Origin of the sequence: Rhizobium sp. Root483D2 (assembly GCF_001426685.1) — a bacterium.
Lineage (GTDB): Bacteria > Pseudomonadota > Alphaproteobacteria > Rhizobiales > Rhizobiaceae > Pararhizobium > Pararhizobium qamdonense.
Genome location: NZ_LMFB01000033.1, coordinates 37110 through 63686, shown reverse-complemented (window position 1 = coordinate 63686; position 26577 = coordinate 37110). Strand labels below are relative to the sequence as shown.

The following is a 26577-nucleotide window of genomic DNA, read 5'->3' as shown; positions in this document are numbered from 1 at the left end:
GCAGAGATAAACCGTTGTTATCTATTGCAAGTCGCACTTCATCCTTGAACCCACCCGGCTACAATAACGTATCGCATAATGTGATTTATGGAACTAACATGCGTTTTTGGGGTGTTGCTTTTTGTACTAAAAACCGCCGTAAGGCGTTTTGGACTTTTGTGCAAACTGCGGTTTGACCTGTTGCTTTCTGACTTCCTTGTGTGCGCGAGGCAGCATGCCGGTCATCTCAAGCGAATACGCTCAGTTAAGGCATCCCCTGCTTTTCAAACGTTCCCCTGGGGACGGGTCCCCAAGTTCATGGGGACGTTTCAGCCATCGATCATAGCAATGCGAAGCCGTCTGCCTGCTTCCAAACCATTGTATAACTTTCTGAGACCCTCTCCTCACACGTAGTTTCTGAAGACGCAGAAACAGCATTTCCACAGAACCTGCTCAGGAGACTTCAAAATGTATCCTCACATTTATCCCGGTAAGGAAACCGCCGGCGGCTTCACGGTGGTCTCGACTTTGGACCGTTTCGTCGCCAGTTCAGGGCTCGACGAACATCTGATTCGGCTGCTCAGTCTCCGAGCCTTTAAAATCAATGGTTGTGCGCACCGTCTGGACGCGCACACGCGGAAGCTCGCAACGACCAAGGGAATCAGTTTCTCGACCTCGTGGCGCAGCGCAAGGCCCAGGAAAGAGTAAGGCGATGTCTAACACATTGATGCAAACCCCAGCCCCGAGTACGGCGAAACCCTGGCTGCATTCCTACCCTCCCGGCATGCCTAGCTATATCGATCCACTGCCTTTCAATTCAATCGGTGAACTTTTCGCGCACTCATGCGAAAAATATGCCGAACATGCCGCCTTCACCTGTATGGACAAAACGCTGACTTTCAGGAACCTCGACGCACACAGTAGGAAAATTGGTGCCTGGCTGCAGTCGACCGGTCTCGTTAAAGGCGATCGCGTGGCGGTCATGATGCCGAACATCCTGCAAAATCCGGTGATCGTCTTCGGCATTCTTCGGGCGGGTTACACCGTCGTAAACGTGAATCCGCTCTACACGCCACGCGAACTGGAACATCAGCTGACGGACTCCGGCGCCAAGGCAATCTTCGTGCTAGAAAATTTTGCCCATACCGTCGAACAGGTGGCGACCCGGACCGATCTCAGGCATACCGTAGTCGCCACGATGGGCGATCTTCTCGGTCTGAAGGGCCTGATCGTCAATTTTGTCGTACGCAGGGTCAGAAAGATGGTTCCCTCGTGGTCGCTACCCGGACACCTGACTTTCAAAACGGTTATTGCGAAGGGCTCCAGCCTGACGCTTGAAGCGGTCGACGTCAAATCCAGCGATGTAGCACTGTTGCAATATACTGGTGGAACCACCGGCGTCTCAAAAGGCGCAACGCTGACCCATTCCAACCTTTTGTCGAACATATCCCAAATGGGCCTGTGGCTCGAATCGGCTTTCCAAGACAAGAAACGGCCCGAACGGCTGGTGTTTCTCTGTGCCCTGCCGCTCTACCATATATTTGGAATGACGGTGAACGCCCTGATGGGGGTAAGCACCGGCAGCGAGAACATTCTTATTCCCAACCCGCGCGACATTCGGGCTTTCGTGAAGGAAACCGCGAAATACCAGATCAACATCTTCCCCGGGGTCAGCACGCTTTTCAACAAACTGATGTACGAACCCAAATTTCGGAGCCTAGATTTTTCTAATCTAGCGCTGACCTTTGGCGGAGGAATGGCGGTACAGCGTCCGATAGCTGAACGTTGGGAAAAGTTGACGGGATCCTCGATCAAGGAGGGCTACGGCCTTTCTGAGACGTCGCCTGTTGCGCTCGTAAACCGGCTCGACGGAGGCGGTTTCACTGGCACGATTGGCCTGCCCTTACCATCCACTGACGTCGAGATCCGAGGCGATGATGGCAACGCCGTACCGCTCGGTGATATCGGTGAAATCTGTATCCGTGGCCCGCAGGTCATGGCGGGCTATTGGAAACAGCCGGAGGAAACAGCCAAGGCGATCTCGGCTGACGGGTTTCTCCGCTCAGGCGATATCGGCTACATGAACCCTGATGGACTAGTGAAAATCGTAGATCGCAAGAAGGATATGATCCTGGTGTCCGGCTTCAACGTGTTCCCCAACGAGATCGAGGAGGTGGTGATGACCCTCGCCGGAGTGCTCGAGTGTGCAGCAATCGGTGTGCCCGATGAAAACTCCGGCGAAGCTGTAAAACTTTTCGTTGTCAAGAAAGATCCGAATCTCACGGAAGCGGACGTGAAGGCGCATTGCGCTGCCAATCTGACCAACTACAAGCGTCCTCGGTTCGTGGAATTTCGCACCGATTTGCCTAAGTCGAACGTTGGCAAAATCCTACGGAAGGACCTACGAAGCCTCAAAAGCCACTCGAATGGCGCAGGCTGACGCAAGCACGGCTACCTTCCCGAACCTTCGTATAGGATATCAAATGTCCGCTTTCGTTATAGACGGAACGATAGATGTGTCGCCACAACCGGAGGCACCTGGAGGACGTCGATGAGCACCGTCTCGTTTCTCAACATCGGCATGCATGGCTACATCAACCCAACACTTCCCGTCGTCGCGGAGCTCGCCAGCCGCGGCCACACATTGACATACCACACATTCCCTTCGTTCGCGGCCGAGATTGAGGCTGCTGGAGCGCAGGTCCACCTATACACCGAAGGCTACATACCCCTGCCGGACCCCCCGATCCCACTTGCGCTACTGGAAGAGCTTGCAAGGACCTCTCTTGAATTAATGCCCGGCGTACTCTCTGATCTTCGCGACATTGGTCCCGACCTGATAGTGCACGGGGCAGCTTGTCCGTGGGGCGCAGTGGCCGCGCGTGAGCTTGGCGTCCCAGCGGTGGCGACATTCACGACATTTGCGTTCAACCGGCAAGTAGAAAGCCCCACAGGCGTCTCCCAGGGTTTAGTGGCCGCTGCATTGAGTCATCCCCGTATCGCCTGGAGATATGCGTGCGCACGTATAGCTTTAAGCCGCCGCTACCAAACCGGCAGCCTACCTTTGATCGATCTATTGAACGCGGAGGCAAAGCTCAACCTAGTGTTCACCTCTGGCGCATTCCAACCTGAAGCCGAAGCTTTCGATCAGTCCTATGAGTTCGTTGGTGCCAGCGTGGGTTCACGCCCAAGTGACCCAGCCTTTGACGCCTTCAAGCTCAAAGACCCTGTGCTGTACGCATCTCTGGGAACAGTATTCGACGCTGGACCGGCCCTACTTCGGACCTTCGCAATTGCCCTTGCACCACTGGGGGGAACGGTTGTCATATCAACTGGGCATACTCAACCGGAAGAACTGGGTACACTGCCGTCAAACGTGCTGGCCGTGCAATCAGTCCCTCAACTACGGGTGCTCGACCGTGCAGCGCTATTCGTGACGCACGGCGGAATGAACAGCGTCAATGAGGCAATGCGGGCCGGGGTCCCGACGCTCGTCGTGCCACAGGGGGCGGACCAGCCACTGGTTGCTCGGCGGGTCGTCGAGCTCGGTGCTGGCCTCTCCATTCGCACGGATGAAGCCACTGTGGAAACGGTGAATGCCACCGCCTGGCGCCTTTTGAATGAGCCGAGCTTTCGTGCATCGGCCGCTGTACAGCGCACGGCGCAGGAGCGAGCTGGCGGAGCGCGGCGTGCCGCCGATGTGATTGAACGGTATGCCCAGGACATAAGCGGAGGCGCAGCATCAGGTCGTAAACGAGGGCCCTGAACCATGTCACATACTGTTATCGTCCTACTGGCCCTCTCCGGGCTTTCCGAGAGTGCCGGGCGGCTTCTGCCCCTAATCGCAAGTCGCAACAAGAGTTCGCTTTATTTCGTAATCGGGCTCTTAGTAACCGGCACAGTGGTTGAAGGAACCGTCATCGCATCCTGGCCTATTGCCGCGTGGGCCGCCGCGGACCTCGTACGGTCTGCCTCTCAGCCGGAACTCCGACTAATCGCGACAACAGGCCTCGTCTGGACACCTAACCTGCTCGCACCATTGCTGTTGTCCGCTATCCTCGCGTTCCCACTGCTGGGGCCGTTTCTGCACACCCTCCTTATCGTTGGTGTCGGGACGGGACTTGTGGGACCGATTGCAGCAGCGTCCGGATTAGGGTGGTGGACGTCGGGTGCCTGCGTCGCTGTTGCCGGATTTGGGCTGGCTGTTACGGTCCAAGCAGTCCGGCGGCTTATAGGGCGGAGAATTGCCAGTGCGGCAGAGAAGGACGCGATCGTATGAGCGATTTCCCGTGGCTCGTCTGCCTCCTGGCGCTAGGGCCAGTCCTCCTCGCCGAGGGCTTGCTGGCTCGTTATGAACTGGTGCTCTACACCGTAGGGCGGCGGCGACTAACCGCGACTCTCCCGCCGGAAATGCCTTACGCCAGAGGCGCGGACCCAGGTCAGCCACCCCACGCATACGTGGTCTATTTGGATGGAATCGGCAAGCGACGCTTCGATGACACCCGCGACGGCGGCCAGCTTGTCGAAGCCGTTATTGCCAGAGCGCCCGAACTGCGAGTTCTAGGCCAGGTTCAGCCTTATTCGCCGTTGGCAGACCCGCTTGTGGGTCGACCAATTTGGGACTGGCTGCGACACCACCTTGCAATAACGCTGTTTTTGCACAACGCAATGCAGACTTTCGTGGCATCGGATCGTAGATACCGCCCGCTATACAACCGAGCTGTGAGCGCTCAGATCGTAGGCCAGCTGCGCTTAGCGGGTTACGAGCCCGACAACGGCATACCGGTGGTTCTTCTTTGCTACAGCGGTGGCGCTCAGGTCGCCACCGGGGCACTTGAAGGCCTCTTCAGCGAACTCAGCTCTCCCCTTTGGTTGATCATGCTCGGAGGTTTCCACAACGGCGCTAATGACCTGACGCACGCACGCCACGTACACCGCCTCACCAGCAAAAATGACTGGATCGAAAAGGTGGGTATCGGGCTTTTCCCACAGAGGTGGCGTGTTCTTCGGCGTAGCCCATGGAACAAAGCCCTGAACGCAGGGAGCGTTACCGTGCATTCCCTTGACCCGGCCACTCATGTTGGCCCGCAGAGTTACATCAGTCCGACGGCACGGCTTTCCGATGGTCGCACTTATCTCGACCGCACCGCCGATATCGTGATCAACATTATTAGATGCGACTGCAAAGTGAAAACGTGATAAATTAGGGCCACGGTGGCTCCTTCAACCGATAAGAGTGCGTAACATGGCACTTTAGCTGAACATCATCATCGACAGCGCGAGACCAGTCCGCAGCGGCTCGGTCGTCGCTGGATGGGTTATCATAATCCTTGCCCCATGTTGGGAACGGAGGCTCAAGGGTATAGCGATTTCAACGATAAGGTGAACAACCATTATTTCAAGACGTTCGGCTCAGCTGTTCTGATCGCCCTTATCGGGACGGTATCGATATGACCGTTCCGGAAGCTCTACGCGCGGAACCCAGTCCACCGCCTCGGACGCGGTGCGGCGGAATTTCGCCGAGACTGTAGGCCGGGCTAACCGGACTATTCAACGGAACATGGACGTCCAGCCCACGCTGGAGATTCGGCCCGGGTACAAGTTCAACATACTGGTTGATCAAGGCATCATCTTTTCGAGCGCTGGTCGGTAAGTCTACGTAAATGAACGATCTGACCCAGGTTATTGTTGGATGAACGCAGAGGAAACCAAATTTGGCCCTCACTACCTAGCGAGCCGCTCTGTCACATTAACGGGGATGGCTACAGACGCGCCGGCGGCTTGAAACACCAGCGCTCCAACATTCCCTCCATCACGGTTTTGCGCTTCTGCCTTACGCAGCTCACCGCTAACCCGTGCCAGCGCGGCATAGCGATCGTGTCCGAGACCGTCGGATGACGCGGCTGACGTTACGTCTATTATGTTGACGTGGTTAGCGATTGCCGCCTGTCGGATCGTCGGATCGTCAATATCTAATCGACCTATGCGCGGTCGTTCACCACCAATGACGCTGGAAATTGTCAACGCCCGGTCGGTTTTCGACACGAGAAGGGTGATGGGTGCCTGCATTTGTCCAAGATCGCGCAGCTGAGACCTGAACACGTCGACGTCTATATCAGGTGCGGCAAGCACTACCTGCAGCTTTCCCATTACATCGTGTCTGCCCTGAAGTTTAAGCTGGACTGCGGCTTCCATCGACAAAAAGCCACCCATGCTGTGGCCGAACAGCACGATGCGTTTGACTCTCGAATCCCTCGCGAGTGCCCCAAGAAGGCGCTCCAGCTCCGCACGTGAATAAAGAGCCGCGTCCCTATCCGTCACATAACCAGTGACGCTGGCCGCCGAGGGCCACGAAAAAAGTATCGGAGGGCTCAAGGTCCTGGCGTCAGCGGCCACTTGCGCAGTTCTAAAGAGCGCCTCCTGGTAACTGTAGTTGTAGCCATGGACAAAGACCGCGACAGTGCCGTCGAAATTCGCCGCGCTCGTGGCATTGTCTATAAGTTCTCTTTCCGAAAGTTGCTTGCGGGCCGTGACCGCGAATTGGCGGCGCGGGTCCAGATTTTTTGACGGATAAACGATGGCGGTGGATTTGCGCTCCGAAGGTATGGAGAAGCCATATTTCTCGTAAGTGAGTTTCGCCGCCCAACGGCTTCCAAATCCCTTTCCGTCACCTTCCTAGTCGCGGTTTGTGATAGCGAGGAGCGTTATCTTCTCGCTTTCGTTCTGTGCGAGCCGGACAGGCTGGAGAACAGATGATGGCGGCCGCGAAGCGCACGCCGTGACGCCGGTCAGAAGTATCAACATAAGAACCGTAATCAGATTACGGCCAGGCTTGGTAAATTTGACAATCATCGTTAACACGCCTTGCTAATAGAGAGATGGGAAACGATGCAGAACGTCTTCGACCCTAGTGTGCCGCGACTTCTGGCGTCGCCGACGCATCGTCTTCACTCGGTATGCGGAACCAGGCCACGCGGAGTACTGGCACAAAAGCGTCACGACCGTTCCCACGATGATCCCGCCCATCATGGCATAAGCCATGAACAGCAGCAGATCGACGATGTCGGCCGCCTGTCGCGCAGCGGCAGCCCAGTTAGCACATGACGCAGCCAGGTTAGTGGGGCGACTCCACAGGCGCGGCAAGTGAGCATCAGACTGTAGATCACGGCGCTGGCTGTATTTGGGTGCGGCATTTACCTCCGTCATCGGCTTTCAATTCACCCCAATGACTTTCTGAATTTACACATATTACAATACGTTGACGCTTGCCACCGGGGTCAGCTTTCGGCGTTCAAGGGCTTAAACTGCCGCGCCTAATACAGTCAGCAATATCTGAGTGGATTGGAACGCGGACGACGCAAACCAACGGTGATTAGATTGTATGAACTGGCAAAAGCTCTAGGTGTAAGTCATGTGGAGCTTGTGACACCGGGAAAATGATGGGTTGTGTCCCTTGTGGCGTCGCATCGATACGAGCCGCGCATTGCGTTGTTACTCACTGATGTGGCTGTCCGCCGATCTCTCCCTCTCTACCGTAGGCATGCGGATGCTCGGGATCATAGGAGTGGGTCGATTTCGGCCCTTCATGCCCGTCCAGTTTTCCGTCGATTCCATAGAAGGCAAGGTGCAGACCCCAGTATGCGGTGCAAAAGATCACAAGCGCCGAGGCCATTCCTATCGGAATACGCCATGTGCCTCGCTTGAGGTTGGTCAAAACGTCGACCCCCGTCCTGTGATCGGCAGCCACGGCGAGGAGGATCGCCATGATGAGGCCGTGTCCAATGAGATCAACCCGTCCGAACGGCCAGACGGCGGCCGTAAAAATCACGATCAAAGCCAGTGCCGAAAGACGCCGTATCAGCGGGGTCCAAAGCAATCCGAAGCCGAGAGTGAATTCCGTAACCCCAGCCATCGGGAGAAAGACGTCCCGGGGCATCCCGAAAGTCAGGAACGGTTTTTCCACGACAAGAGGATAGAACCAACTGGGGAACGCGAACTTCTCGAGGCTGGACCACATCAAGGCGATAGCCAGTCCCCAACGTAGGGCTTCGAAGCGCCTCGTTCGCAGCGACTCGTTTTTCAATGGTTCGAGGAGAAGGTAGGCGGCGACGCCCAGCCCGAGGGCAAGGTAGTCGAATAAATGGAACAGGTCATAGTCACGCAGGGCCAAGATCCAGAGGGCGATGATACCAACCCCTGCGATGGGCATCGTCCGCCGCGAAAAGACGCAGAACGCGATAACCAGCTGTAGCCAGGATACCCATTCTGCCGGAGTCTTCAGGTCTGGAGTGAGATAGACGCCCCCTACCGCGAAAATGGCTACGAAGAACGCACCGATTATGGCCCGGATATAGTCGTCTTGTCGCTGCCACAGCGGATTAGTGACATAGTCGAGTGCGCTGATAGCAGCGCTTCCGAACCTGGAGAGTTCGAGGGCTCTGGTTATGACAAAGAACACCAGAACCAGTGCGATGCCCGCCCAGAACCAAGTGTCGGCCAGCGTCTTCGTTATGGGCGCGGGCGGCGCACCGACAATGTACGGTGCAAACCACTTGACGTGAGCGGATGCAACGGAGGGAGAGGCGTTGACGAGCATGAGCGCCCAAGCGAGTTTTAGGCCGATCGATAGTTTGCGTTTCCACATGGCGTAGCCTTTCGGAGAGACGCCGCGGCCAATGGCCCCGGCTGTGATGGTTCAAGCAGCAATGAGCTCGTCGGCTGGGCCGAAAAATTCGTAGTGTAACCGATCCGGCGCGATCCCTGCCTCCCACAAACCGCCAACCAACGCTTTTAGGAATGGCCTAGGGCCACAAAGGTAATAGTCGGCTGAGGCGAACGGAGTATTCTCCTTGAGCCATTCAATCGAGATCATACCGTCATGATCGTGTGAGATCCCAGCTGCGTCAGCGTCAGCGGGATCGCTATAAAACGTTCGGACAGCGACGCGACCGTGTTGAGACGCCAATGTACGCACGTGGCGGTCCATGGCATGCGTGGTGCTGTTTAGAGCACCGTGGACAAAATGCGCGTCAAGGTCGGGGTAGCTGGCCGAGATAGCTTCAAGCATGGCGACCATCGGCGTCAGACCCACGCCGCCTGACAGCAGGACGATTGACCGCTTTGGCTCATCCGGAAGGAAGAAGTCTCCGGCAGGCGGCGTGGCCTCAATGATTGCGCCAATGGAGGTGTGGTCGTGAAGGTAAATGGAGCCTCCCTGCCCCATTGCCTCCCTTTTTACGGAGATCCGGTAGAAATCGTTGTTGGGCCCGCACGAGATGGAATAGTTCCGCTTGACCTCTTGCCCGTCATTCAGTGTGAGTCGGAAGGTAAGATATTGGCCGGGACGATGCCTGGTTACTTTCTGACCGTCGGCTGGGCGTAGTACGAAAGACGTGACAACATCGCTCTCCTTGATCTTTTCAGCGATGACGAATTGCCTCCAGCCGTTCCAGCCCCCAACCGCCGCCTGCAGTTCAGACCGCAACTGCACTTCACGCTCTTTCAGGATGTCGGCGAGGAACCAGTAGGCTTCGCCCCAAGCTTCCAGCAACTGCGGCGTCGCCGCCTCGCCGAGTACGTCCGAGATTGAAGCTCGCAGCGCTGTCGCAACATAGGGATAGTGCTCGGGGAGAATATGGTAGCCGATATGCTTGTGGGCGATCCGCTCGACCGCGGGCGCAAGTACACCCAGATTTTCGATGTTGCGTGCGTACGCCAGGATGGCCGCAGCCAACGCGTGGACCTGCGACCCGCCCTCGCCTTGATTGGAATGGTTGAAAAGCCCTCGGATGTGGTCGTGCTCGAAGAGGCGTGTGTACATGCCTTTTGTAATCGCGGTTCCATGAACCGCCAGTGCAGGGGCGCTCGCCTTTACGATTTCAATGGTTTTTGCGGAGAGTGGAGTTGGCATCCAAGTGCTCTTTCTTCTTTTTTCAATGTTGGTCTGTGGTCGGTGCGTGATCATAAAACTCGATCCTGAATTTCACCGGGCCGAGCGTTTCGAGGTGGTGGGGAATTTCCGGGAGAATGAGGCCGAAGCTTTGAGAGGTTAGAATCTCTCGGCCTGCTGCAACCAAGGCGACCGAACCTTCCGTGATCCGGACGACGCCCCATGAGCCAGGCTTCAACGAATGTTCACGCAGCAAGGCCGCTGGGATAGAACTTTCATCGAAATCCTGTGTAACCATGTAGGGTTTGGACCTCGGCAGGGAGATATGGGTGACAGGGCCTGGAGGTAGCGAACCACAGACGGTGAGCGACAGCCGAGAGGCGATGCGGGAAGCCTTCGCCTGCATCAGTGCCGCTATTGACTGTGTCAGGAGCTCCGACGTCGTCTGCATCCAGAGAGTAAGCCATTGGTTGAACATCCCCGGCCTGATCTTGTCCGAATGCATCATATGCATCGACATCGGATTTCCCTTGTAGCGACCCGAAGTCAGCATCAGGGAAGACCAGAATTCGGACAGCCGGACGATGTGCTCGTCCCAGTCGGTCACTACGTCGAACACGGGTCCGATCTCCGGATCCCGCCGGACTTTCTCGTAAAACCTCTCGAGCACCAAGGTGATTTCGGCCTCCGTGATCGCTTCCACATTATCGCTCCTAATAGATGCATTTTATATGCATCTATTATATTTTGGGAAAAGATGCGATCTAAATGCATCTTTGCTCCTTTGGACGTTTTGACGCAGGCTGTTAGATGAGGCTCACACGCTATACCGACTACGCGATCAGGGTCTTGATATACTTAGGTACACGTGACGGTGAGAGCACTTCGATACGTGCGATCGCGGACACGTTCGCTATCTCGCAGAACCACTTGATGAAGGTAGTGCAAGACCTTGCGGCTGCGGGGTTCGTACAGTCCATTCGTGGACGGAACGGAGGGATTCTGCTCGCTCGTCCCGCCGCTGATATTAATATCGGTGCCGTCCTGCGTCACACCGAGGGGCTTTCGGACATCCTGGATTGTTCGGTCTGCATGATAGCGCCAGCTTGTGGCCTGCCCCCCATATTGTCCGAGGCCACAAAAGCGTTCGTCGCGGTCTTTGACAAATACACCGTCGCCGACCTCATAAGACGCAAATCGGACCTGCATGCTCTTTTGCGGCTTTCGGAAATTCGCAACTCGATTATCACTGACATATTGGACTGACCAGATACGATGCCATCCTCAGGGTTACGCGTTGGCTCGTTCCTAATGCAGTAACGCATATGCCATTATGTGAGCGGAAGAGTACTGGCACCGCCAATTCAAGTACCCAAGGTTCCTTCTAATACTGAAGGGCGGGAAGGTTTGCGACCTCCTTGTTAGAAGACCGGTTCAGTTTCTTAAATGCCGGGCATGCGCGGTTTCGTGGGCAGCCAAAGTCGGAGCGAAAGGGCCTGCGGCAGCAAGCCGATGATGCGGAACACCGTTGTGCTCGCCAAGCAATTCCTAATTCAAGGCTGAGATGTTAGACCTGTCCAAAGTACTTTTGGTTGTGTTTAAAAGTCGTCTTAACAGCAAACAATTGCACTGGTTCTTTGAAGCCTTTCATACGGTGGAATCCAACCGAGTCAACAATGCGACAACTGGTCCTTTCCTTAAACGTGCTCGACATCAACACGGAAATTCCTAGGCTGCCGCACACTGCTTGGATCCGGCTCAACATGTTTACGTCCGGACCGATTACCGTGAAATCCAAGCGTCGGCCCGAGCCGACGTTGCCGTAGCTGACTTTTCCATAATGCAGGGCTATTGCGGCCTCGAGACCCGCGCCATCGCCCACGACCCTAGTTAATTGGTCCATGATCTCCATTGTAGCCGAAAGCGCCTTCTCGCTCGCCTCGTTCACGTCCGCATGCGGAAAAAACGCAAGTACAGCATCGCCCATGAACTTGAGGACTTCGCCTCCTCTTCGCGTGATTGCGGGGACCGCCAAGTCGAAATACTCGTTCAAAATTGCAAGCACTTTTCCTTCGGGCAGTCTGTTTGACAACTCGGTAAACCCGCGGAGGTCACAAAGGAGAAGTGCGGCCTCCATCGTTTCGACTTCCCCCTGCCGGATCCGTCCCGCAAGAATGCGACGGGCAGTCATTGGGCCGATGTAGGTATCCAGCAGTGAAAGTTCGGCTTGGCGCATCACCCTTATTTCGCAGGTGTTTCGCAAAGCGGGAAGCAACCGCTCAATCATACCGATTTCCGATACGGTGAAACCATCAGATTCCCTGCTTGCAAACGAGACGGCGCTGACTGGGCCGTCTGCATTGCAAAGGGGAGCGATGACGATCTGACTGAGCCCCCTGCCCTCGAACACGTCGATGTGCAGCCACGGCAAAGTCTCGTCGGTTCCGCTGACGACCAAGGTCTCCCGGAAATCTATTGCCCTTCTTAGGGCCGTCGCCGCGAACGCTGTCTGCATTCCATGCTCGCGGTCATGTACCTCCACCGGCTCGCCGGGGGCCCATGCGTAGGTCCGACCCATAATTTCAGGATGCAATGTCATTAAATGCAATGTAAGCCTATCCAATGGCAGTCCTATCTGCCGCAGCCTCCTCCCGAATGCGGCTATCATGCCAGCTTCATCGAGCAAATGGCATTCGTCTCCCGAAAGCCATTCGAGGATCGATAGCAGCGAGCCGGGGTCGAGAGAACGCTTTGAATTGTCATCGACGCGGGTTTTCGATTTAACTTGTTTGTAGGCCGTCGCTTTGCCTCCTGCTTTTGTCATCAGTGACCTCCTCCTCCCGAGAGATGATCAGGCTTTTTGAGCAACATGCTAGCGACAAGGGCAATCGAAAGCGCGACGCCAAGAACGAAGAACGCATCACTGAATGCCATAATGTTAGCCTGTTTACGTACTTTCAGTGCGACTGCCACGATTGCAGTATGGATTGCAGTTGCCTGGTCACTTGTACCGTGGCTCATAAAGTACGCCGTGAGTTTTGAAACGCTCGTTCGCGTAGCTTCGTCAAAGACACTTATTGAGTTCGTGATGATATTCGAATGGAATTGCTCTCTTTTGGACAAGAAGCTCTGCAGAGAAGCTATGCCGACGGCGCCGCCCAGATTACGCATCATGTTGAAGATTGCCGAAGCCGATCCGGCATTTTCCTGCTCGATACCCGCAGTTGCGACCGCGGAGAGTGGCAAAAAAACGAGAGCCTGGCCGACGGCACGAACGATGTTCGGCCAGAATAGTTGATCGCTCCCGTAGTCGCTTGTCATGTGAACATTCATGAAATTCGAAACTGCAAACAAAGCAAATCCGACTATGATGACAAACCGCACGTCGAAGCGCTTCATCAATCTGGGCACCAATGGGATCAACAAGAGTTGCGGAATGCCGGTCCAAGCTAATACAAAGCCAATTTGCTCAGCGTTGTAGCCTTGGATTCGGCTTAGGTAGATAGGCAACACAAATACCGAGCCGTAGAGCGTCATTCCAAGTAGAAAGTTGGCGACGACGCCGAAACCGAAGTTTCTCCGGAGAAGGAGGCGAAGGTTTAGAAGTGGGTGCTCCGATCTTAGTTCGATGACAATAAAGAGGGCGAGCGAGACGGTGGCGATTACCGAGAGCCGTACTATGAACTCTGATCCGAACCAGTCTTCCTTGTTGCCTTCTTCAAGTACGGTCTGGAGCGCAGCAAGACCAATGGACATTGTCGCGACCCCCAGCCAGTCCCCTTTTGCCAGAAGGCTTAGGTTCATCGGCCCTCGGTCAAGGGAAACCCATAGCATAGCGACCATGACTGAGCCTGGTACAAGATTGACGTAGAAGATGTACTCCCAACCGTAGTTCTCTGTGAGAAATCCCCCAATCGTTGGCCCAATAGCGGGTGCGAACGTTGCTGATAGCGCAAACAAGGCAAGGCCGATTGGCTGCTTTTGCTTTGGCAGGAACGTAATGATGATCGTAAATGCCATCGGTATGAGAACGCCTCCAGAAAACCCCTGTATCGCCCTTAAAACAATCATCTGAGAAAGATTGGTTGCGAAGGCGCACGCTACCGAAAAGGCGAGGAAGAGGATGGCGTTGACGAGAAGATACTTACGAAGCGAGAATACTTTCGCCAACCAGGCGCTTAGCGGAATGACGACGATCTCGGCTATCAGGTAGGATGTGGAAATCCATCCGCCGTCGTCCTTTCCTGCACCTATCGCCCCCTGAATGTCCGCAAGTGAAGCGTTGACAATCTGAATATTCAGCACTGCCATGAACGCCCCGAGAGTAGATCCGACCACCGCACACCACATCCGGGCTGTACTCATCTGCGGCGTACTAGGTGGCAACGATGTCGTTAGGACACCACTGGCGTTCTTCGCCTTTACATGACCGATGGACACGATTCATCTCCTCGTGGCGAATCCTGGGATCCACCTCGCAATTAGAACTTTTGTTGGATTAGAGCGGGTTTCCCGTCTTATCTGGCGGCCAGATGTTCGCCCTTCGTGTCGATCTCAGGCTCCACTGACATTCCTGCGCGGAGGCGTCCGACAGCGTCATCATCCTCAATGAGAATTTTTACAGGTATGCGCTGGACAATTTTCGTAAAGTTACCCGTGGCGTTGTCCGGAGGAAGCAAGGAGAACTCAAGGCCACTTGCAGGCGAAATACTGTCAACGCGACCTTTCACCTCAAGATCTGGAAAGCTGTCGACCTTGATCAACACGCGTTGCCCTGGTCGCACGAATGTGAGCTGGGTCTCTTTAAAGTTCGCTACGATGTAGACCGACTGCAATGGCACAACCGCCATGAGTTGCGTGCCGGAATTGACGAACTGACCAACACGAATTGATCGAGCTCCCACCGTACCGTCAACCGCTGCAACAATGTTCGTGTAAGAAAGGTTCAGCTCGGCTTGTTGAGCAGCCGCGGCCGCCTTATCCCGCTGCGCCCCGACCTGATCACGCTGGGTGCGAAGAACCGGAATCCTGTTTTGTGCAGCTATAAGTGCCGCTTCATCGCGTTCGACCGCGGCAGAGGCTTGATCCAATACGGATTGGCTCTGCTCGGCCCGGGATTGGGTACCGGCACCGTTGTTGACCAGTCGTGCGTTTCTGGACGCATCCAACTTCGCGAACACCAATGAAGCTTTAGAAGCATCCAGTGACGCCTTCGCTTGCCCGATTACCGACTTCTGTAAATCGATCTGGGCGTCAACGTTCGTGAGCGCAGCTTCTGCTGCGGCAACTTCTGCCCTCGCCTGAGAGAGCGCGGCCTGAAAGTCTCGGTCATCAATTGTTGCAATGACCTGACCCGAAGTCACGACGTCATTGTCATTAACGAGCACTTCCTTAATGTAACCCCCTACCTTGGGTGCGACAGTCGTATAGTCAGCTTTCACATAAGCGTTGTCAGTGGAAACGATGAATCGTCCGATGGTCCAATAATGATGACCAAAATAGGCCCCGTACGCTACTCCGGCTACGAGCAGTACCGCACCCAATCCTTTTTTTACTCTGGCGCTCCGAGGCTTGGCAATAGCTTCGTTTTGGGCACCAATTGTTTCGGGTGGCGTGGAAGGAACTGCCTCTATCTTCCTCTCGATTTCTTCGGGGGTTTCGAAGGCCTCCTTGCGGGGTAACTCCACGATTTCGATCTCCTATCTGTGCGCATATTTTGCTTTGATCTTAAATGCCCTGCGTTGAGCCACCAGATAAGACCGAAAGGGCAGGAAGGATCTTACGCTGAGAGCGGATAATCCAACCCATTGGTTGTTAGATTGCCTCCGCTGTGAACTTGGCATTGGCCATTAACCGCGGAGACAATTGCTTCGGTGTTCTTGAGAAAATCGGTGTTAGCTGTTGGCCGAACCAGATTCGCTTTTCTTGCTAGCCAAGAGCTGGATCGATGCGAACAACGCGACACAAAGTCCGACAGTCACATGAATCCACGTCGGCGAGGCAAGCGATCCGAATTTCAGAATGAAAGGGGCAACAGCCGCCCAGCATCCTAGAGCGAGGTTCGCCCACTCAGTCCAGACTCCATAGCGCGAGAGCGCTACCGCGGAGCAGCTTGCGATGATGGCACCGACAATCACAGCATCCCAAACGGCAGCGGGGAATTCCGTGAAGAAGAGCGCGGAGCACGCGAGGCACGCGCCCATGATGAAGTTGGTCCACTCCAAGCCTTTGCTCGGGACTACGTTTTTCATTTTTTACTTCCTGATAGTTGAATTTGACCCTTTGCCGTTACGATTTTTCCGTCGGCATCGGATGCACCGAACAATGTCTCATCGCGCCGTGCATGCATACTAAACACACGTATAGAGCAGGATCTGAACGATGGGAGCTATCGGGCGACCTAGCACTCGAGGCTGAAGGGAATCGGGCTGACACCTTGGCAATAGGACTTAGCTGCGCGCAAGTTTAACATTTTCGGTTGTCTGACGCTGTTGATGGAAGTCAACGCGAAATTAGCGATCGTCACGAACAGGTTATGTGCTAGCGACAACGAGCGTTAGCGGGCCATGCCGACCCTATCGCTCAGCATGCCGAAGGGCAGGGACACCGCTCGGCGCTATAGAACGCCCAATATTGCTCCACCAAATTTTTATGTTGCCGTGGGAGTTCATATATCGGCTCAATCCATGTTAGGGGTACAGGGTAGTGTGACATCAGTGAAGCAAATTGGTTGCGCGGGCTAACTTATGGCTGAACTGTGGATCGGGACTGATCAGTTGTTTTGCTGATGTGAAGGCCGTTGGCAAAGGGGTCGGCGATGGGGGAAATGCAGGTCCGGCGGCGGTTGACCTACTTAGTCGCCGCAACGATAGCGTCAGGATTAATCGCGTCTTGGACTGCCGGCTCTCCCCTTGGTCTGCTAGCTCCATTCTTGTCATTCTTTTTGGCTGCACGAGGCGGTGTCGTGCACATTTTGATGGTCATGTGTGCGCTTGGGTTGGTTGTCTCAGGTTTGACGGCCATTAGTATTGTCGGTGTAAACCAGCAGTATGCGTTGTCTTGGGCAGTAATGTTTGCCTTGGCTGGCTCCAGCGGAATGATACTGAGGTACATCATTCAGACACGGCACCTCGGGCAGGTTCACAAGTTTCTTGCGAATGGATCCGATCGTGGGGAGATGGACACAACTTTCCCGCCAAATTTTCCGGCCTTGAACTCCATCCATCCCGATGACTGGCGCGCGGCGGCGTATGGGCTCTCGCGTGCGTTCTGGACTGGAGTGCCGCAGGTCCTGCGGCTTCGCCAATTGCAGGCGGACGGATCGTACCTGTCGGCAGATACTCGCCTGGAGCCCGGATACGGGATCAGCGTCGACATCGATGACCTAGCCCCAAAAATTGGAGTTCCCGCAGTTGCGTCAAAAAGCGCCAGCGCGGATGAACTGCCGGCTGTCCGCGCCGCAAAGGTCATCGAAAATCTCTTTGGTAACGGGTGGGCCTTGGATGCCCAAGGAAAATGGCTTTATCTCCCTGAATTCGCTCAAACCACGCTCGGGGTGACACCCGACGATCTCAATTCGTCCACGGTCGAAGGCGAGCTGAGTTGGAAACAGCTGATGCACCCCGACGAGTACGATGAGGTTGCGGCCAAATGGCGTCACGCTGTGGAAACAGGTGGCCTTTTTAGCGCTGAGTATCATATTAAACGCGCGACAGGTATTTACGCTTGGGCAAGGACTGCTGCCCGTCCAACGCACGACGGACAGGGTCGGATTACAGGGTGGTACGGCACCTCGTTGGATATGGACGTCTATAAAAAGACCGAAGAAGCTTTAAGAGAACGAGAGAGGCAGCTTCAACAGCTTATCGGAGCGCTGCCAGCCCTTATCTATTCCTCCCTACCGGATGGAAAACCAATCTATCGAAGCCAGAAGCTCGAGGCCTATCTTGGATTCGGGCTTGCAGACAAGGATGTATCCAAAGCGTCTCCGATAAACGACACGCTTGACTTGATTATTCATCCCGACGACGTCGCCGCTGTGAAGGCCAGCTATACTCACTCGTTACTGACTGGTGAGCCATATGCTATGAAGCACCGGTTGCGAAGGCATGACGGCGTCTATCGGTGGGTCGAGACCCGCGCTGAGGCAATGAGAAACAGCGACGGTGTGATCGTCCGCTGGAACGGCATTTGCTTTGACATTGAGGAACAGGTCCGCTCATACGAAGAACTTCGCGTGGCGCAGGAGAAGTTATCCCGAGCCAGCCAAGCCGCCAGCCTTGCGGAGCTTTCTGCATCAATCGCCCACGAAATCGGTCAACCGCTAGCAACTCTGGTCTCCAGTTCAGATGTGTGCGACAGATGGCTTTCGGCAGAGCCCCCGAACATCGACCGCGCAAGAATTGCCGCTAGACGAGTTGTATCAAGTGCGAAAATTGCGAACGACGTGGTTAGCCGTATTCGCGCCTTGTTCAAACATTCTGATGAGGCACGGCAAATCACGGACTACGGGCAAGTGATTGACGAGGTATTGAGTCTTGTAAGAGATGGTGCGAACCGTCGGCACGTTCGCCTACAAGCCGAGGTGGATCGCGAAATACCTGATGTCTTCATTGACCGTGTTCAGATTCAGCAAGTTCTCATCAACCTCATATTGAATGGGATGGAGGCTATGGACGGTGACATTGTCCGAAAATCGCTTTTCGTGCGTACTTCGCACTCTGATAATTCGATTCGAACTGAGGTTTCGGATTTTGGGCCAGGAGTTGAGTTTCCTGACCGCATTTTCGAGCCATTTTTCACAACAAAAGAGCAGGGGATGGGAATGGGACTAGCAATATGCCGAACTGTCATCGAATCGCACGGCGGGCGACTTTGGGTGCAGAGTAATGAGCCGACTGGCTCAAAATTTGTTTTCACGCTTCCATTGAATCTGTAGGCTCTCGTATAAATCATCGCGCATGGATCGACTCGTGCAGCAAAAACGACGAAACGCTGGAGTAACGGGTCCGTGCGTATGAGCGAAAGCTGGCCACTCATAATTCGAACTCCGAGACTTGCGGTGCGGCTCGTCGTGGCACCTTGCGACTAAACCACCAGACCGCGGGCAGACCAAACCTCAGGGAAAGGGATCTCGTTCATGGTCGGCAACAACCACTGGATTGCATCTACGCCGTGGTATGCCGGTCGCGAACCGAAGGTTCGTCGTGTTGCCATCAAATGCAGGTATTTCCAGTTGGTGAACTCAACGGCGATATCGGCGAGTAGCTCTGCGAGTGTACGCCAATGATCAGCCGGATCGTCTACCCGGTATATCTCGGCCCACACACCCTCTATCTCCTTGTTCGACACGTAGACCGCAGCATAATCGGGCGTGAGGTATTGCGGCGGGATCGGCTTTCCATCGCGAGCCAACGCAGCGAGAATGTCATCGTAGAGGCTCGGCGAACTTAGTCTTTCGGAAAGTTGCCTGAACCGATGCGGCTGCGGCTCGAAATGCTCAAGTGAGGGCCTGTCCTTCACGCCGAGCAGAAACACCATCTCGCGGAACGCCCAACCCTGGAGGGCGGTGTCTTTCCCGTGCCTAGCACTGAGTCCTTTCAGGATGGGCATGAGTTCGGCCGGCGTCAGCCAAGAAAGAGATCTCCAGTTTGCATTGAATGCTTCCATGTGGCTGACGATACGGCGAAGAACGCGATTGGTCGCCGCGATCCTGTCGCTTCGCAATTCCGTTTGGGCTGTCAGTAGCTCACGGGTGATAAGCGCCCAATAGATTTCGCTGATTTGCACATTGGCAAGAAACGCAGGTTCCGCAGGACTGTCGCTGACAAGTTCTTGTAGCGTATGGAGAACTTCTGTTTGGACATATCTGCTGTAGGGTGTGTGACTGTCTCCTTCAGTCGGCGACTTCATCCCAGTGTCGATCATCGTTCCATCCTTTTTATTGGCCTAAGCAGCCGGGCCTTTAGAACCGGTCCGGCACGAGGATAGGAGCAAACATCAATTCACGACAGGCTACGGTTCTTCGACTTAGCGTCCAAAACAATGGACAATCATTTTAAGGCGCTTGAAAAGCAGACGGCCGAAACGCTCGGCCGTCTACCAGCCAGTATGCTTTACTCGAGGCCGGCCTTATCGAGGCCAAAGGCCTTGTCGGCAGATCCTGGAACCGCGCGGAACGCAATGCTGGCCCGGTTCCACATGTTGATCGCCATGACCTGGAACGTAAGATCGGAAAGTTCCTTCTCCGATAGCTGACCACGAACTCTCTCGTAGACTTCGTCAGGAACGCCGCCTTCAGGCAGCTTCGTCACCACTTCGGTCCAGGCGAGCGCCGCGCGCTCGCGTGGGCTGAAAAGAGTTGACTCGCGCCATGCTGCGAGATGATAGAGCCGCAGCTCGCGTTCGCCGTGGATCTTGGCTTCCTTGGAATGCATATCGAGGCAGAAGGCGCATCCGTTAATCTGGGAGGCGCGAATATCGATCAGATCCAGGATAGACTGCTCGATAGAACCTTTCTTGATTTCGTTGCTCAGAGTCATCAAGCTTTTGAAGAGCTCGGGCGAAAGCTGTGCGAAGTTAAGTCGCTGTGTCATCTTCTTCTTCCCAGGGTTGGAATTTGAAATCGGCCAGATCGGCGGTCTGGAAGACGCGAATGGCCGGCCTCGATCCTGGGATACGCGCACACACTCGGATAGATATACCAATGTTGGGGGCATAAACCGAAGTGGCCCAAAATGCGGGTTGCGAAGAGGTGGTGCGCGCTATTCGGTTGCGGTCGCAACCAAATGCTGCTCGCTGGCTCTGAGTTACCTTAGTAATATCCTACCCCGTGTTTCCTATTAGATTGGCAAGCCGGGATATCGCGGCGTCGCTGAATTTTCCGCATCATCCGCGAGTCAGAAGCAGCGAGGCAAAACCGCAGCTCTGTGGCACAAATGAGCCTCTATTGAGGGGCGCCCACCATTACCTGGGCGATGAATTCGGTGAAAATCTGGAGGCGGTGACTAGGCATGGATCCAGAGGCGTGCAGCGCCTGAAACGGAACGGTCTGCAATCGGATGTTGGGAAGTAACTCTACCAGTGAGCCTTCGCGAAGGTCTTCCTCAACCACGCGCTTCAGCAAATGGGCGACGCCCGCCCCGCTTCTTGCAGCTTCCCGAATGGCGGTCGCGGTATCAAATTCGATCCTTCCAGAAGGAAAGAATTCGCGGCCGCTGGCAAACCGCACGGGATATGTTTTGCCTCCAAGCGAGTATTTGGCAAACTGAAGCTGCGACAGCTGTTCGATGGAACCAGGGACCGGATTTACCCTAAGAAACGACGGCGAGGCGACTAACGCCATATCGAGATGCGCAAGCGTTCGACACATGAGTTCGTTTCGATCCGAGTTGCCGACGCGGAATGCCGCGTCGTAGTTTTCACGCACAAGATCGACATGCCGGTCCGTCATCCCAATTTCCAGAGAGATGCCCGGAAATCTAGGCATGAAGTCATTGAAGATCGGCCCGAGCATCACTCGGCCGAGCTCGCCCGGCAGACTGACCTTTAGATGGCCAGATGTCTCCCGATAAGATTGGACGGCGTCGGCGCTGGCTTCGATTTCGCGAAGTAGTGGCATCACTCGCGCGTAGAAGGCCTCACCCTCGGCCGTCATCGCAAGCAACCGTGTCGAGCGCCGGAAAAGCTTGGCATGAAGTATGGATTCTAGTCGCGAGACGCTTTTCGACGCTGCCGACGACGTGACCCCTAGAGTTCGGGCGGCAGCGCTGAAGGTGCCTGTTTCGACCGTCCGGACGAAGGCAAGCATCCCGGCAGTTTCATTCAGAAGACTTTCCATCGTGCGAAATCCTCAGTTCGGACGCCGAGAGCTGCTTTCAAATGCCGGAAGCCTGTCCGAGGAGATTTGAAGCTCCCTTGCCAGATTTTCGAGATTGTTTGTCGCAAGTACTTCCTGTCAAACGGCGTCGGCAGATTTGAACGACCGTTCCAGGATCGAGGCCACGCTGGCAATGGATCCGGCCGGGAGCATTTTTTCGGCTCGGCCGCTGTCCGCAAAGGTCTCGATGTCGCCTTCTATCGCTCGCACGACCTTAAGCAGGGTTATTGAGCGCGCCTCCCGCTCGAGGCTGGTGGAAAGTATTTCGTTTCTTTCCAACGTCGTCATCAACAAGCAGCAAAGCAAGCCTTGCTCGACCTGACTACGAAGTTTCATAGCAATCAATCTCGGTGCGATCCGGCCCGAACCGGAAAAGGGGATACGTGTCGAATGAGTCTATTTGGTCTCAGATGCCCCAGATAGCCAACTGAGGTTTAGCTTGTGCAGACGCAAGTTTTTGCATAGCGGCATGGGCCGCAAAATCTATCAGTCGTGCGCACGGGGAGTGAACGCCGTGACCTTGGGCACTTCCATTGCCAGGAAATCGACCAGCGCACGAACTGCTGGCAGAAGCCCATTCCTGTAAGGCATGAGCGCGCTCATACGAGCGTCGGCAGCCATCCAGCCAGGCAATATCTGACGAAGTCTTCCGTCTTCGATCTCTTGGCGACACATATATCCAGGGAGTGCGGCTACGCCCAGATCAGCGCAAGCAGCCTCCTTGAGGGCAATCATATTGTTGCTCAGAAACCGTGGCTCAATCGGCACGTCCAACTCATGCCCTGATGGCCCTTTCAGACCCCACATCTCGGCACCATGTCGATCCATAGCTAGCGTTGAATGGGAGGAGAGGGCTCGCGGATCAGTTATGTCGCCGGCCTGATTCAAGTAGGTTGGACTGGCAAACAGATACCATGGAACGCTTGCGATTCCGCGGTGCACCAGCGTAGAGTTTTGCAAGGAAGCAACATGTCCTCTAAGGGCCAAATCGAATCCTTCAGCGACCATGTCGACAAGTCTGTCCGTCGCGATTTCGACGATTCTTACCTTTGGATATCTGTTCAGGAAAACTGGAATTAGATCCTTTAGTGCAAATTGAGCTATCTCAACCGCAGTCGTTATCCTCACCGTCCCGCTTGGCTCATTCAATCTCTGGCGGACGAATTCTTCGGCGATATCAGCACTTTGAAGAATCTGCAGAGCATAATGGTAGAATTCCGCCCCCACATCAGTCGTGCCGAACTGCCGCGAGGTACGATTTATTAGCCGAACGCCAAGCATCGACTCTAGTTCACGAACTCGGTGACTAAGCGTCGATTTCGGCACCCGCAGAGTTCTTCCGGCAGACGTGAAGCCGCCGCGATCAACGACCTGGACGAAGAAGTAAACGTCTTTGAGTTCAAGCATCGACACCTGCCGTCTTCGAGCGCGCCCGACAAAACCGCGCGAAAGCCATCGCGAGACACCGCGATGGCCCTGTTAATCGACGCCCTTGCAGATAAAACGTCAAGATCCGAAACGCATCCCCGGACGCTTAATCCGAGAAGGTGACAAACTCTTCGAGTGAAAGCTTATGGTTTGCCATGTTGTTCTCGGCCAGGTTGTTATCCGCCCAACCCAGGGAAAGTCCGGCAACCACCATGTCCGATTGTGGAAACTTAAACTCTTCTCGCAGCATTTGATGTTGGAGCGACCAGATCTGCTGCGCGCATGTGTCCAGCCCCCGCGCCTTCGCGGCAAGCATGATGTTTTGCAGGAAACATCCGTAGCAGATGAAGCTCGCCCATTCGAGCTTTCGGTCCATCGTGAAAATCAGGCCGACCGGCGCCTCGAAGAAGCGAAACTGCCGCTCGACGTCTTTCATTCGTCCGTACTTGTCGCTGCGAGGTACGCCAACCGCGTCACCAAGCTGACCTCGGAATACGTTGAAGCGGCCGGAAAAAGGATCGTGCAAAGGCTGAGGAAAGAAGGGATACTCGGGAGTTAGCTTCTCCGGCCCCGCTCGGAATATATCGACCGCCTTGGAGGTGATGCGGTCGCGGGTGTCGCCGGTGAGAACGTAGCATTTCCAAGGCTGGGTGTTGCTTGAACTTGGAGCGAAACGCGCGGCGTTCAGAATGTCTTTCACGGTATCGAGCGACACAGGCGTCTTGAGAAATCCTCGCTTAGCTCGCCTTTCGACCATGACCTGATCGACGACGGCTGATCGTACTAAGTTGGATTCGTCCCACTTTACATTGGCGTGCATGACAGCTCCCCTTTCTTTTATTGAGCTGAGAGAAGACTAAACGCTCGTCGATATTTGAGAAGTTCGCAGTCTTGTACGCATGGTCCAATTCCCGCGAACGATGACGCCATCCATACTTGGCCAAGAGCGACGCTGTCATCGAGTCACCCGCCCCCTGAAGGTCGATCGGATTGACTGAAGCAACTGCTCTCGCGCTACGTCCGGCGGCGGTGGCACTGCATTGATGCCCCTTGCACGAGCCACTCCGGCGTCCGTCGCAGCCTGCATTGTAGGCACTTGGTCATATGAGGCTTGGAAAGTATGGCTCCCCGCTGGCTTCGCGAGCTCGATACCGGTGGCCACACAGTGTCTGTAGACGCTGTCGATCACCTCGTTCCGGGCCACGCCGCGCTGTGCGGGACTTGATACGCGGAAACACAACTGAACATCAATCGCTGCGGCGTCGATGCCAACGAGCGAAACGCTCGGCGGGGGCTCGTGGGCTATTTCACGACAGCTATTCAATGCGTCGAGCATGACGTTGAACACTTCATTAGGCTCGCGCGTCGGTACGATGCGGACGCCCAGCATTATCTGGTGGTTTTCATCCGGCTTGCTAACGTTGGTGAGGCCCTGTTTTGCCAACACGCTGTTGGGGAGGACGACTACGTTATGTGCGCTCGTAAGCAGGTATGTCGAGCGCCAATTGCTAGCGACGACCCTACCCTCGGTGCCGTCACTGAGCACAATCCAGTTTCCAATGGTGTACGGTCGACCAAGGGTCAGTGCCACGCCCGAAAATACATCGCCCAAAGTGTTTTGCAGAGCGAGACCTAGAATGATGGCAAATACGCCCGATGTCGCGAGCAGCGTGCCGATCGGAACACCGAACACGAAAGCCATTACGGAGAGCACGACGCCCAGATAAACGATGGCGACCAGCAGATCCTGGATCAGCCGCGCTTCGCGCGGCCTGCCGTCGAGCACAATGTATATTCTAACGAGACCGATGGTCGCCCAGGAAAGATGAGTCCACCAAAGGATCTTGGCGGAGACCATCCAATACCCGCTGCCATCAAGATGTGGGGTGTCGAAGCGGAACGGCATGACCCGAGCGAATACCAAGGTGACTGTCATAGCAATGAAAAAGATGATCTGTGCGATCAGCCGGGCAGTAGGTCGCGACGTTCCTTGAAGGTGCCAGACGACGATCCCGGCCACTCCTAGGATATTGATCAAAATTATAAGATGAACCGTTTGCACAGGCATAAATAACTCACGCGCGCGAGTGCCCGCGGAACGGCAAAGCAGCGCAGACGCGGGCGGCTGACAGATTGAAATCGAACTTCCGGAACAGTATTTTACCGATGTCTCGACCAAGCTATATAAAACCTTTGGGTAGGTTGGATGCCAAACCACGAGACTTTATTTCGCCGACGCGCGCGAGCTGCCCTTCTGGTACGGGCTCTGGTCGAATATATCCAGCCAACCCGGCTGCTCCTTCACGCGATCCAGCCACCTGAGGATGGCCGGGAAGCGCTCCATCTCGTATTTACCTTGATGTGCCAAAGAGACGTACGCAAACAATGCGAGGTCTGCTACGGTATATCTATCGCCGACAAGCCACTCGTGGGCGGCCAGCCATCGCTCCACCTTCTCCAGGCCGAGATAGCCGTCGGCGTGAAGCCGCTCGATCTGCTGGGACATTTTGTCGGCCATTCCTCTAATATGGTAGACCCGCGATAGCGCGATGAAACGCTGAAGGTCACCCTGTTCGAAGAACATCCAGCCGATTATTTGAGAACGCAGGTAGGGATCGTCGTAGAGATAGGGAGTGCCCTCCGACAGATACAACAATATAGCGGCTGACTCGACCACCGTACGGCCGTCCTCGAGCTGCAAGACCGGTATTCGGCTGAACCGGTTTAAGCCGTAAAACTCGTCACTCTTCGTCTCGCCTGACTCCAGGTCGAGCGTGTATCGCTCGAATGGCCTTTTTAGCTGGTTGAGCAGAATTCGGATCTTCCACGAGTTTCCGGAATAGCGGCTGTCATAGAGTCGAAGCATCGTCTGGGCCCTCGCCAACTTGACTAATCGACTCGCACCTTAAACTCCGACATACCGGTTTGACTATGCAAACAAGGTTTAATTGGCAGCCACCGATTTCAACCAGTAATGTAGGAGCGAATGTATTCCGCCTCGTATTCGATCGCTTTGATATGATGCCGGACTGCGTCGCCGATCGATACGATCCCTGCAAGGCGCCCGTTGTGTTCCACAGGCAGATGACGCGCCCTGTGCATGTTCATTATGTCCATGAGGGTGGTGATGCTTGTGTGGCGAGTGCAACAGAATACATTCCGCCACATCACTTCGCCTAGCGGCTCGGCTAGGCATTGGATGCCGCGCTTCGAAATAGCGGCCACGACGTCACGTTCGGTGAAAATGCCCTCGATCCTGTTTTCGGCGTCGACGACCACCACAGCGCCGATACGATTCTCATGAAGTAGATGGCACACCTCCTGCACGGACGCCTCGCGCGGCGCGGTGACGACGCTGTATCCTTTCTCCTTCAATATCGCCTGTACAGACATGCTTTTCCTC

General features: G+C 55.1%; 21 protein-coding genes and 5 pseudogenes. 8 read left to right on the top strand and 18 right to left on the bottom strand.

Annotated elements, in window-relative coordinates:
- Positions 1–447 precede the first annotated feature (447 nt).
- From ASD32_RS21745 to ASD32_RS29125, 5 genes and pseudogenes are all read left to right on the top strand, one after another.
- Positions 448–687, top strand: coding sequence for a carboxymuconolactone decarboxylase family protein (locus ASD32_RS21745; protein ID WP_060640125.1), 240 nt, complete (start codon positions 448–450; stop codon positions 685–687).
- A gap of 4 nt (positions 688–691) precedes the next feature.
- Complete coding sequence (locus ASD32_RS21740) at positions 692–2419, top strand: long-chain-fatty-acid--CoA ligase (RefSeq protein ID WP_060640124.1); 1728 nt, start codon at positions 692–694, stop codon at positions 2417–2419.
- Between the two features lie 111 nt (positions 2420–2530).
- Positions 2531–3745, top strand: a complete 1215-nt coding sequence (locus tag ASD32_RS21735) for a macrolide family glycosyltransferase (RefSeq protein ID WP_060640123.1) — start codon at positions 2531–2533, stop codon at positions 3743–3745.
- Between the two features lie 509 nt (positions 3746–4254).
- Positions 4255–5178 carry a hypothetical protein gene (locus ASD32_RS21725; RefSeq protein WP_060640121.1) on the top strand — a complete coding sequence of 308 codons (924 nt, stop codon included), beginning with the start codon at positions 4255–4257 and terminating at the stop codon, positions 5176–5178.
- A gap of 138 nt (positions 5179–5316) precedes the next feature.
- Positions 5317–5632: pseudogene (locus ASD32_RS29125) on the top strand (TrbI/VirB10 family protein); the annotation flags it as partial.
- Positions 5633–5703: 71 nt separating this feature from the next.
- Here the strand turns inward: ASD32_RS29125 and ASD32_RS21720 are convergent.
- Both ASD32_RS21720 and ASD32_RS29120 read right to left on the bottom strand, forming a co-directional pair.
- Positions 5704–6783, bottom strand: a pseudogene (locus ASD32_RS21720) (alpha/beta fold hydrolase).
- A 237-nt stretch (positions 6784–7020) separates the two neighbouring features.
- Positions 7021–7154 (bottom strand): annotated as a pseudogene (locus ASD32_RS29120) (transposase domain-containing protein); the annotation flags it as partial.
- A gap of 133 nt (positions 7155–7287) precedes the next feature.
- Between ASD32_RS29120 and ASD32_RS29115 the strand changes: the two are divergent.
- Positions 7288–7419: pseudogene (locus tag ASD32_RS29115) on the top strand (helix-turn-helix transcriptional regulator); the annotation flags it as partial.
- A gap of 55 nt (positions 7420–7474) precedes the next feature.
- Here the strand turns inward: ASD32_RS29115 and ASD32_RS21710 are convergent.
- The 3 genes from ASD32_RS21710 to ASD32_RS30110 are packed head-to-tail and all read right to left on the bottom strand — an operon-like array spanning position 7475 to position 10571.
- On the bottom strand, positions 7475–8623 hold the full coding sequence (locus ASD32_RS21710) for a hypothetical protein (protein ID WP_244490228.1): 1149 nt from the start codon (positions 8621–8623) through the stop codon (positions 7475–7477).
- 51 nt (positions 8624–8674) lie between these two features.
- The gene (hmpA, locus tag ASD32_RS21705; RefSeq protein ID WP_060640119.1) at positions 8675–9889 is read right to left on the bottom strand and encodes an NO-inducible flavohemoprotein; all 1215 of its coding nucleotides are present in this window, start codon (positions 9887–9889) and stop codon (positions 8675–8677) included.
- Positions 9890–9911: 22 nt separating this feature from the next.
- The gene (locus ASD32_RS30110) at positions 9912–10571 is read right to left on the bottom strand and encodes a DUF1971 domain-containing protein (RefSeq protein WP_112834623.1); all 660 of its coding nucleotides are present in this window, start codon (positions 10569–10571) and stop codon (positions 9912–9914) included.
- A 107-nt stretch (positions 10572–10678) separates the two neighbouring features.
- Here ASD32_RS30110 and ASD32_RS21695 point away from each other — a divergent pair, with 107 nt between their 5' ends.
- On the top strand, positions 10679–11134 hold the full coding sequence (locus ASD32_RS21695; RefSeq protein WP_060510831.1) for an Rrf2 family transcriptional regulator: 456 nt from the start codon (positions 10679–10681) through the stop codon (positions 11132–11134).
- 301 nt (positions 11135–11435) lie between these two features.
- Here ASD32_RS21695 and ASD32_RS21690 read toward each other — a convergent pair whose 3' ends face one another.
- From ASD32_RS21690 to ASD32_RS21675, 4 genes are all read right to left on the bottom strand, one after another.
- Positions 11436–12692 (bottom strand): adenylate/guanylate cyclase domain-containing protein, encoded by a 1257-nt coding sequence (locus tag ASD32_RS21690; RefSeq protein WP_060510829.1) that lies wholly within the window; start codon positions 12690–12692, stop codon positions 11436–11438.
- The gene (locus ASD32_RS21685) at positions 12692–14233 is read right to left on the bottom strand and encodes an MDR family MFS transporter (protein WP_082546875.1); all 1542 of its coding nucleotides are present in this window, start codon (positions 14231–14233) and stop codon (positions 12692–12694) included. Before ASD32_RS21685 ends, ASD32_RS21690 begins: the two co-directional genes overlap by 1 nt.
- Positions 14234–14385: 152 nt before the next feature.
- Positions 14386–15558 (bottom strand): HlyD family secretion protein, encoded by a 1173-nt coding sequence (locus tag ASD32_RS21680; RefSeq protein WP_060640118.1) that lies wholly within the window; start codon positions 15556–15558, stop codon positions 14386–14388.
- Between the two features lie 204 nt (positions 15559–15762).
- Complete coding sequence (locus tag ASD32_RS21675) at positions 15763–16119, bottom strand: SPW repeat protein (RefSeq protein WP_060510826.1); 357 nt, start codon at positions 16117–16119, stop codon at positions 15763–15765.
- 713 nt (positions 16120–16832) lie between these two features.
- On the opposite strand from ASD32_RS21675, the gene ASD32_RS21670 reads away from it, so the two are divergent.
- Complete coding sequence (locus ASD32_RS21670; RefSeq protein WP_244490227.1) at positions 16833–18806, top strand: PAS domain-containing sensor histidine kinase; 1974 nt, start codon at positions 16833–16835, stop codon at positions 18804–18806.
- Positions 18807–18955: 149 nt separating this feature from the next.
- On the opposite strand, the gene ASD32_RS21665 is transcribed toward ASD32_RS21670, so the two are convergent.
- The 9 genes and pseudogenes from ASD32_RS21665 to ASD32_RS21625 form a co-directional block, all read right to left on the bottom strand.
- The gene (locus ASD32_RS21665) at positions 18956–19795 is read right to left on the bottom strand and encodes a tryptophan 2,3-dioxygenase family protein (RefSeq protein WP_060510822.1); all 840 of its coding nucleotides are present in this window, start codon (positions 19793–19795) and stop codon (positions 18956–18958) included.
- A gap of 188 nt (positions 19796–19983) precedes the next feature.
- Positions 19984–20463 carry a carboxymuconolactone decarboxylase family protein gene (locus tag ASD32_RS21660; RefSeq protein WP_060510820.1) on the bottom strand — a complete coding sequence of 160 codons (480 nt, stop codon included), beginning with the start codon at positions 20461–20463 and terminating at the stop codon, positions 19984–19986.
- Positions 20464–20813: 350 nt separating this feature from the next.
- Positions 20814–21707 (bottom strand): LysR family transcriptional regulator, encoded by an 894-nt coding sequence (locus tag ASD32_RS21655; RefSeq protein ID WP_060510818.1) that lies wholly within the window; start codon positions 21705–21707, stop codon positions 20814–20816.
- 117 nt (positions 21708–21824) lie between these two features.
- Positions 21825–22082: a hypothetical protein gene (locus ASD32_RS21650; RefSeq protein ID WP_060640116.1), complete on the bottom strand. Its 258-nt coding sequence runs from the start codon at positions 22080–22082 to the stop codon at positions 21825–21827.
- Between the two features lie 150 nt (positions 22083–22232).
- Positions 22233–23153 carry a LysR substrate-binding domain-containing protein gene (locus ASD32_RS21645; RefSeq protein ID WP_060640115.1) on the bottom strand — a complete coding sequence of 307 codons (921 nt, stop codon included), beginning with the start codon at positions 23151–23153 and terminating at the stop codon, positions 22233–22235.
- Positions 23154–23280: 127 nt separating this feature from the next.
- Complete coding sequence (locus tag ASD32_RS21640; protein ID WP_060640114.1) at positions 23281–23994, bottom strand: nitroreductase; 714 nt, start codon at positions 23992–23994, stop codon at positions 23281–23283.
- Between the two features lie 312 nt (positions 23995–24306).
- A pseudogene (locus tag ASD32_RS21635) lies at positions 24307–25242 on the bottom strand (mechanosensitive ion channel family protein); the annotation flags it as partial.
- Between the two features lie 156 nt (positions 25243–25398).
- Positions 25399–26040 (bottom strand): glutathione S-transferase family protein, encoded by a 642-nt coding sequence (locus tag ASD32_RS21630; RefSeq protein ID WP_060640113.1) that lies wholly within the window; start codon positions 26038–26040, stop codon positions 25399–25401.
- A gap of 98 nt (positions 26041–26138) precedes the next feature.
- On the bottom strand, positions 26139–26567 hold the full coding sequence (locus ASD32_RS21625; protein WP_060640112.1) for a CBS domain-containing protein: 429 nt from the start codon (positions 26565–26567) through the stop codon (positions 26139–26141).
- Positions 26568–26577: the final 10 nt, after the last annotated feature.

Coding starts and splice junctions, on each gene's coding strand:
- ASD32_RS21745 (WP_060640125.1), top strand. CDS start 448: ATGTATCCTCACATTTATCCCGGTAAGGAAACCGCCGGCGGCTTCACG.
- ASD32_RS21675 (WP_060510826.1), bottom strand. CDS start 16,119: ATGAAAAACGTAGTCCCGAGCAAAGGCTTGGAGTGGACCAACTTCATC.
- ASD32_RS21630 (WP_060640113.1), bottom strand. CDS start 26,040: ATGCTTCGACTCTATGACAGCCGCTATTCCGGAAACTCGTGGAAGATC.
- ASD32_RS21645 (WP_060640115.1), bottom strand. CDS start 23,153: ATGCTTGAACTCAAAGACGTTTACTTCTTCGTCCAGGTCGTTGATCGC.
- ASD32_RS21685 (WP_082546875.1), bottom strand. CDS start 14,233: ATGAGTACAGCCCGGATGTGGTGTGCGGTGGTCGGATCTACTCTCGGG.
- ASD32_RS21740 (WP_060640124.1), top strand. CDS start 692: ATGTCTAACACATTGATGCAAACCCCAGCCCCGAGTACGGCGAAACCC.
- ASD32_RS21650 (WP_060640116.1), bottom strand. CDS start 22,082: ATGAAACTTCGTAGTCAGGTCGAGCAAGGCTTGCTTTGCTGCTTGTTG.
- ASD32_RS21655 (WP_060510818.1), bottom strand. CDS start 21,707: ATGGAAAGTCTTCTGAATGAAACTGCCGGGATGCTTGCCTTCGTCCGG.
- ASD32_RS21665 (WP_060510822.1), bottom strand. CDS start 19,795: ATGATCGACACTGGGATGAAGTCGCCGACTGAAGGAGACAGTCACACA.
- ASD32_RS21660 (WP_060510820.1), bottom strand. CDS start 20,463: ATGACACAGCGACTTAACTTCGCACAGCTTTCGCCCGAGCTCTTCAAA.
- ASD32_RS21690 (WP_060510829.1), bottom strand. CDS start 12,692: ATGACAAAAGCAGGAGGCAAAGCGACGGCCTACAAACAAGTTAAATCG.
- ASD32_RS21710 (WP_244490228.1), bottom strand. CDS start 8,623: ATGTGGAAACGCAAACTATCGATCGGCCTAAAACTCGCTTGGGCGCTC.
- hmpA (WP_060640119.1), bottom strand. CDS start 9,889: ATGCCAACTCCACTCTCCGCAAAAACCATTGAAATCGTAAAGGCGAGC.
- ASD32_RS21735 (WP_060640123.1), top strand. CDS start 2,531: ATGAGCACCGTCTCGTTTCTCAACATCGGCATGCATGGCTACATCAAC.
- ASD32_RS21725 (WP_060640121.1), top strand. CDS start 4,255: ATGAGCGATTTCCCGTGGCTCGTCTGCCTCCTGGCGCTAGGGCCAGTC.
- ASD32_RS21695 (WP_060510831.1), top strand. CDS start 10,679: ATGAGGCTCACACGCTATACCGACTACGCGATCAGGGTCTTGATATAC.
- ASD32_RS21640 (WP_060640114.1), bottom strand. CDS start 23,994: ATGCACGCCAATGTAAAGTGGGACGAATCCAACTTAGTACGATCAGCC.
- ASD32_RS21625 (WP_060640112.1), bottom strand. CDS start 26,567: ATGTCTGTACAGGCGATATTGAAGGAGAAAGGATACAGCGTCGTCACC.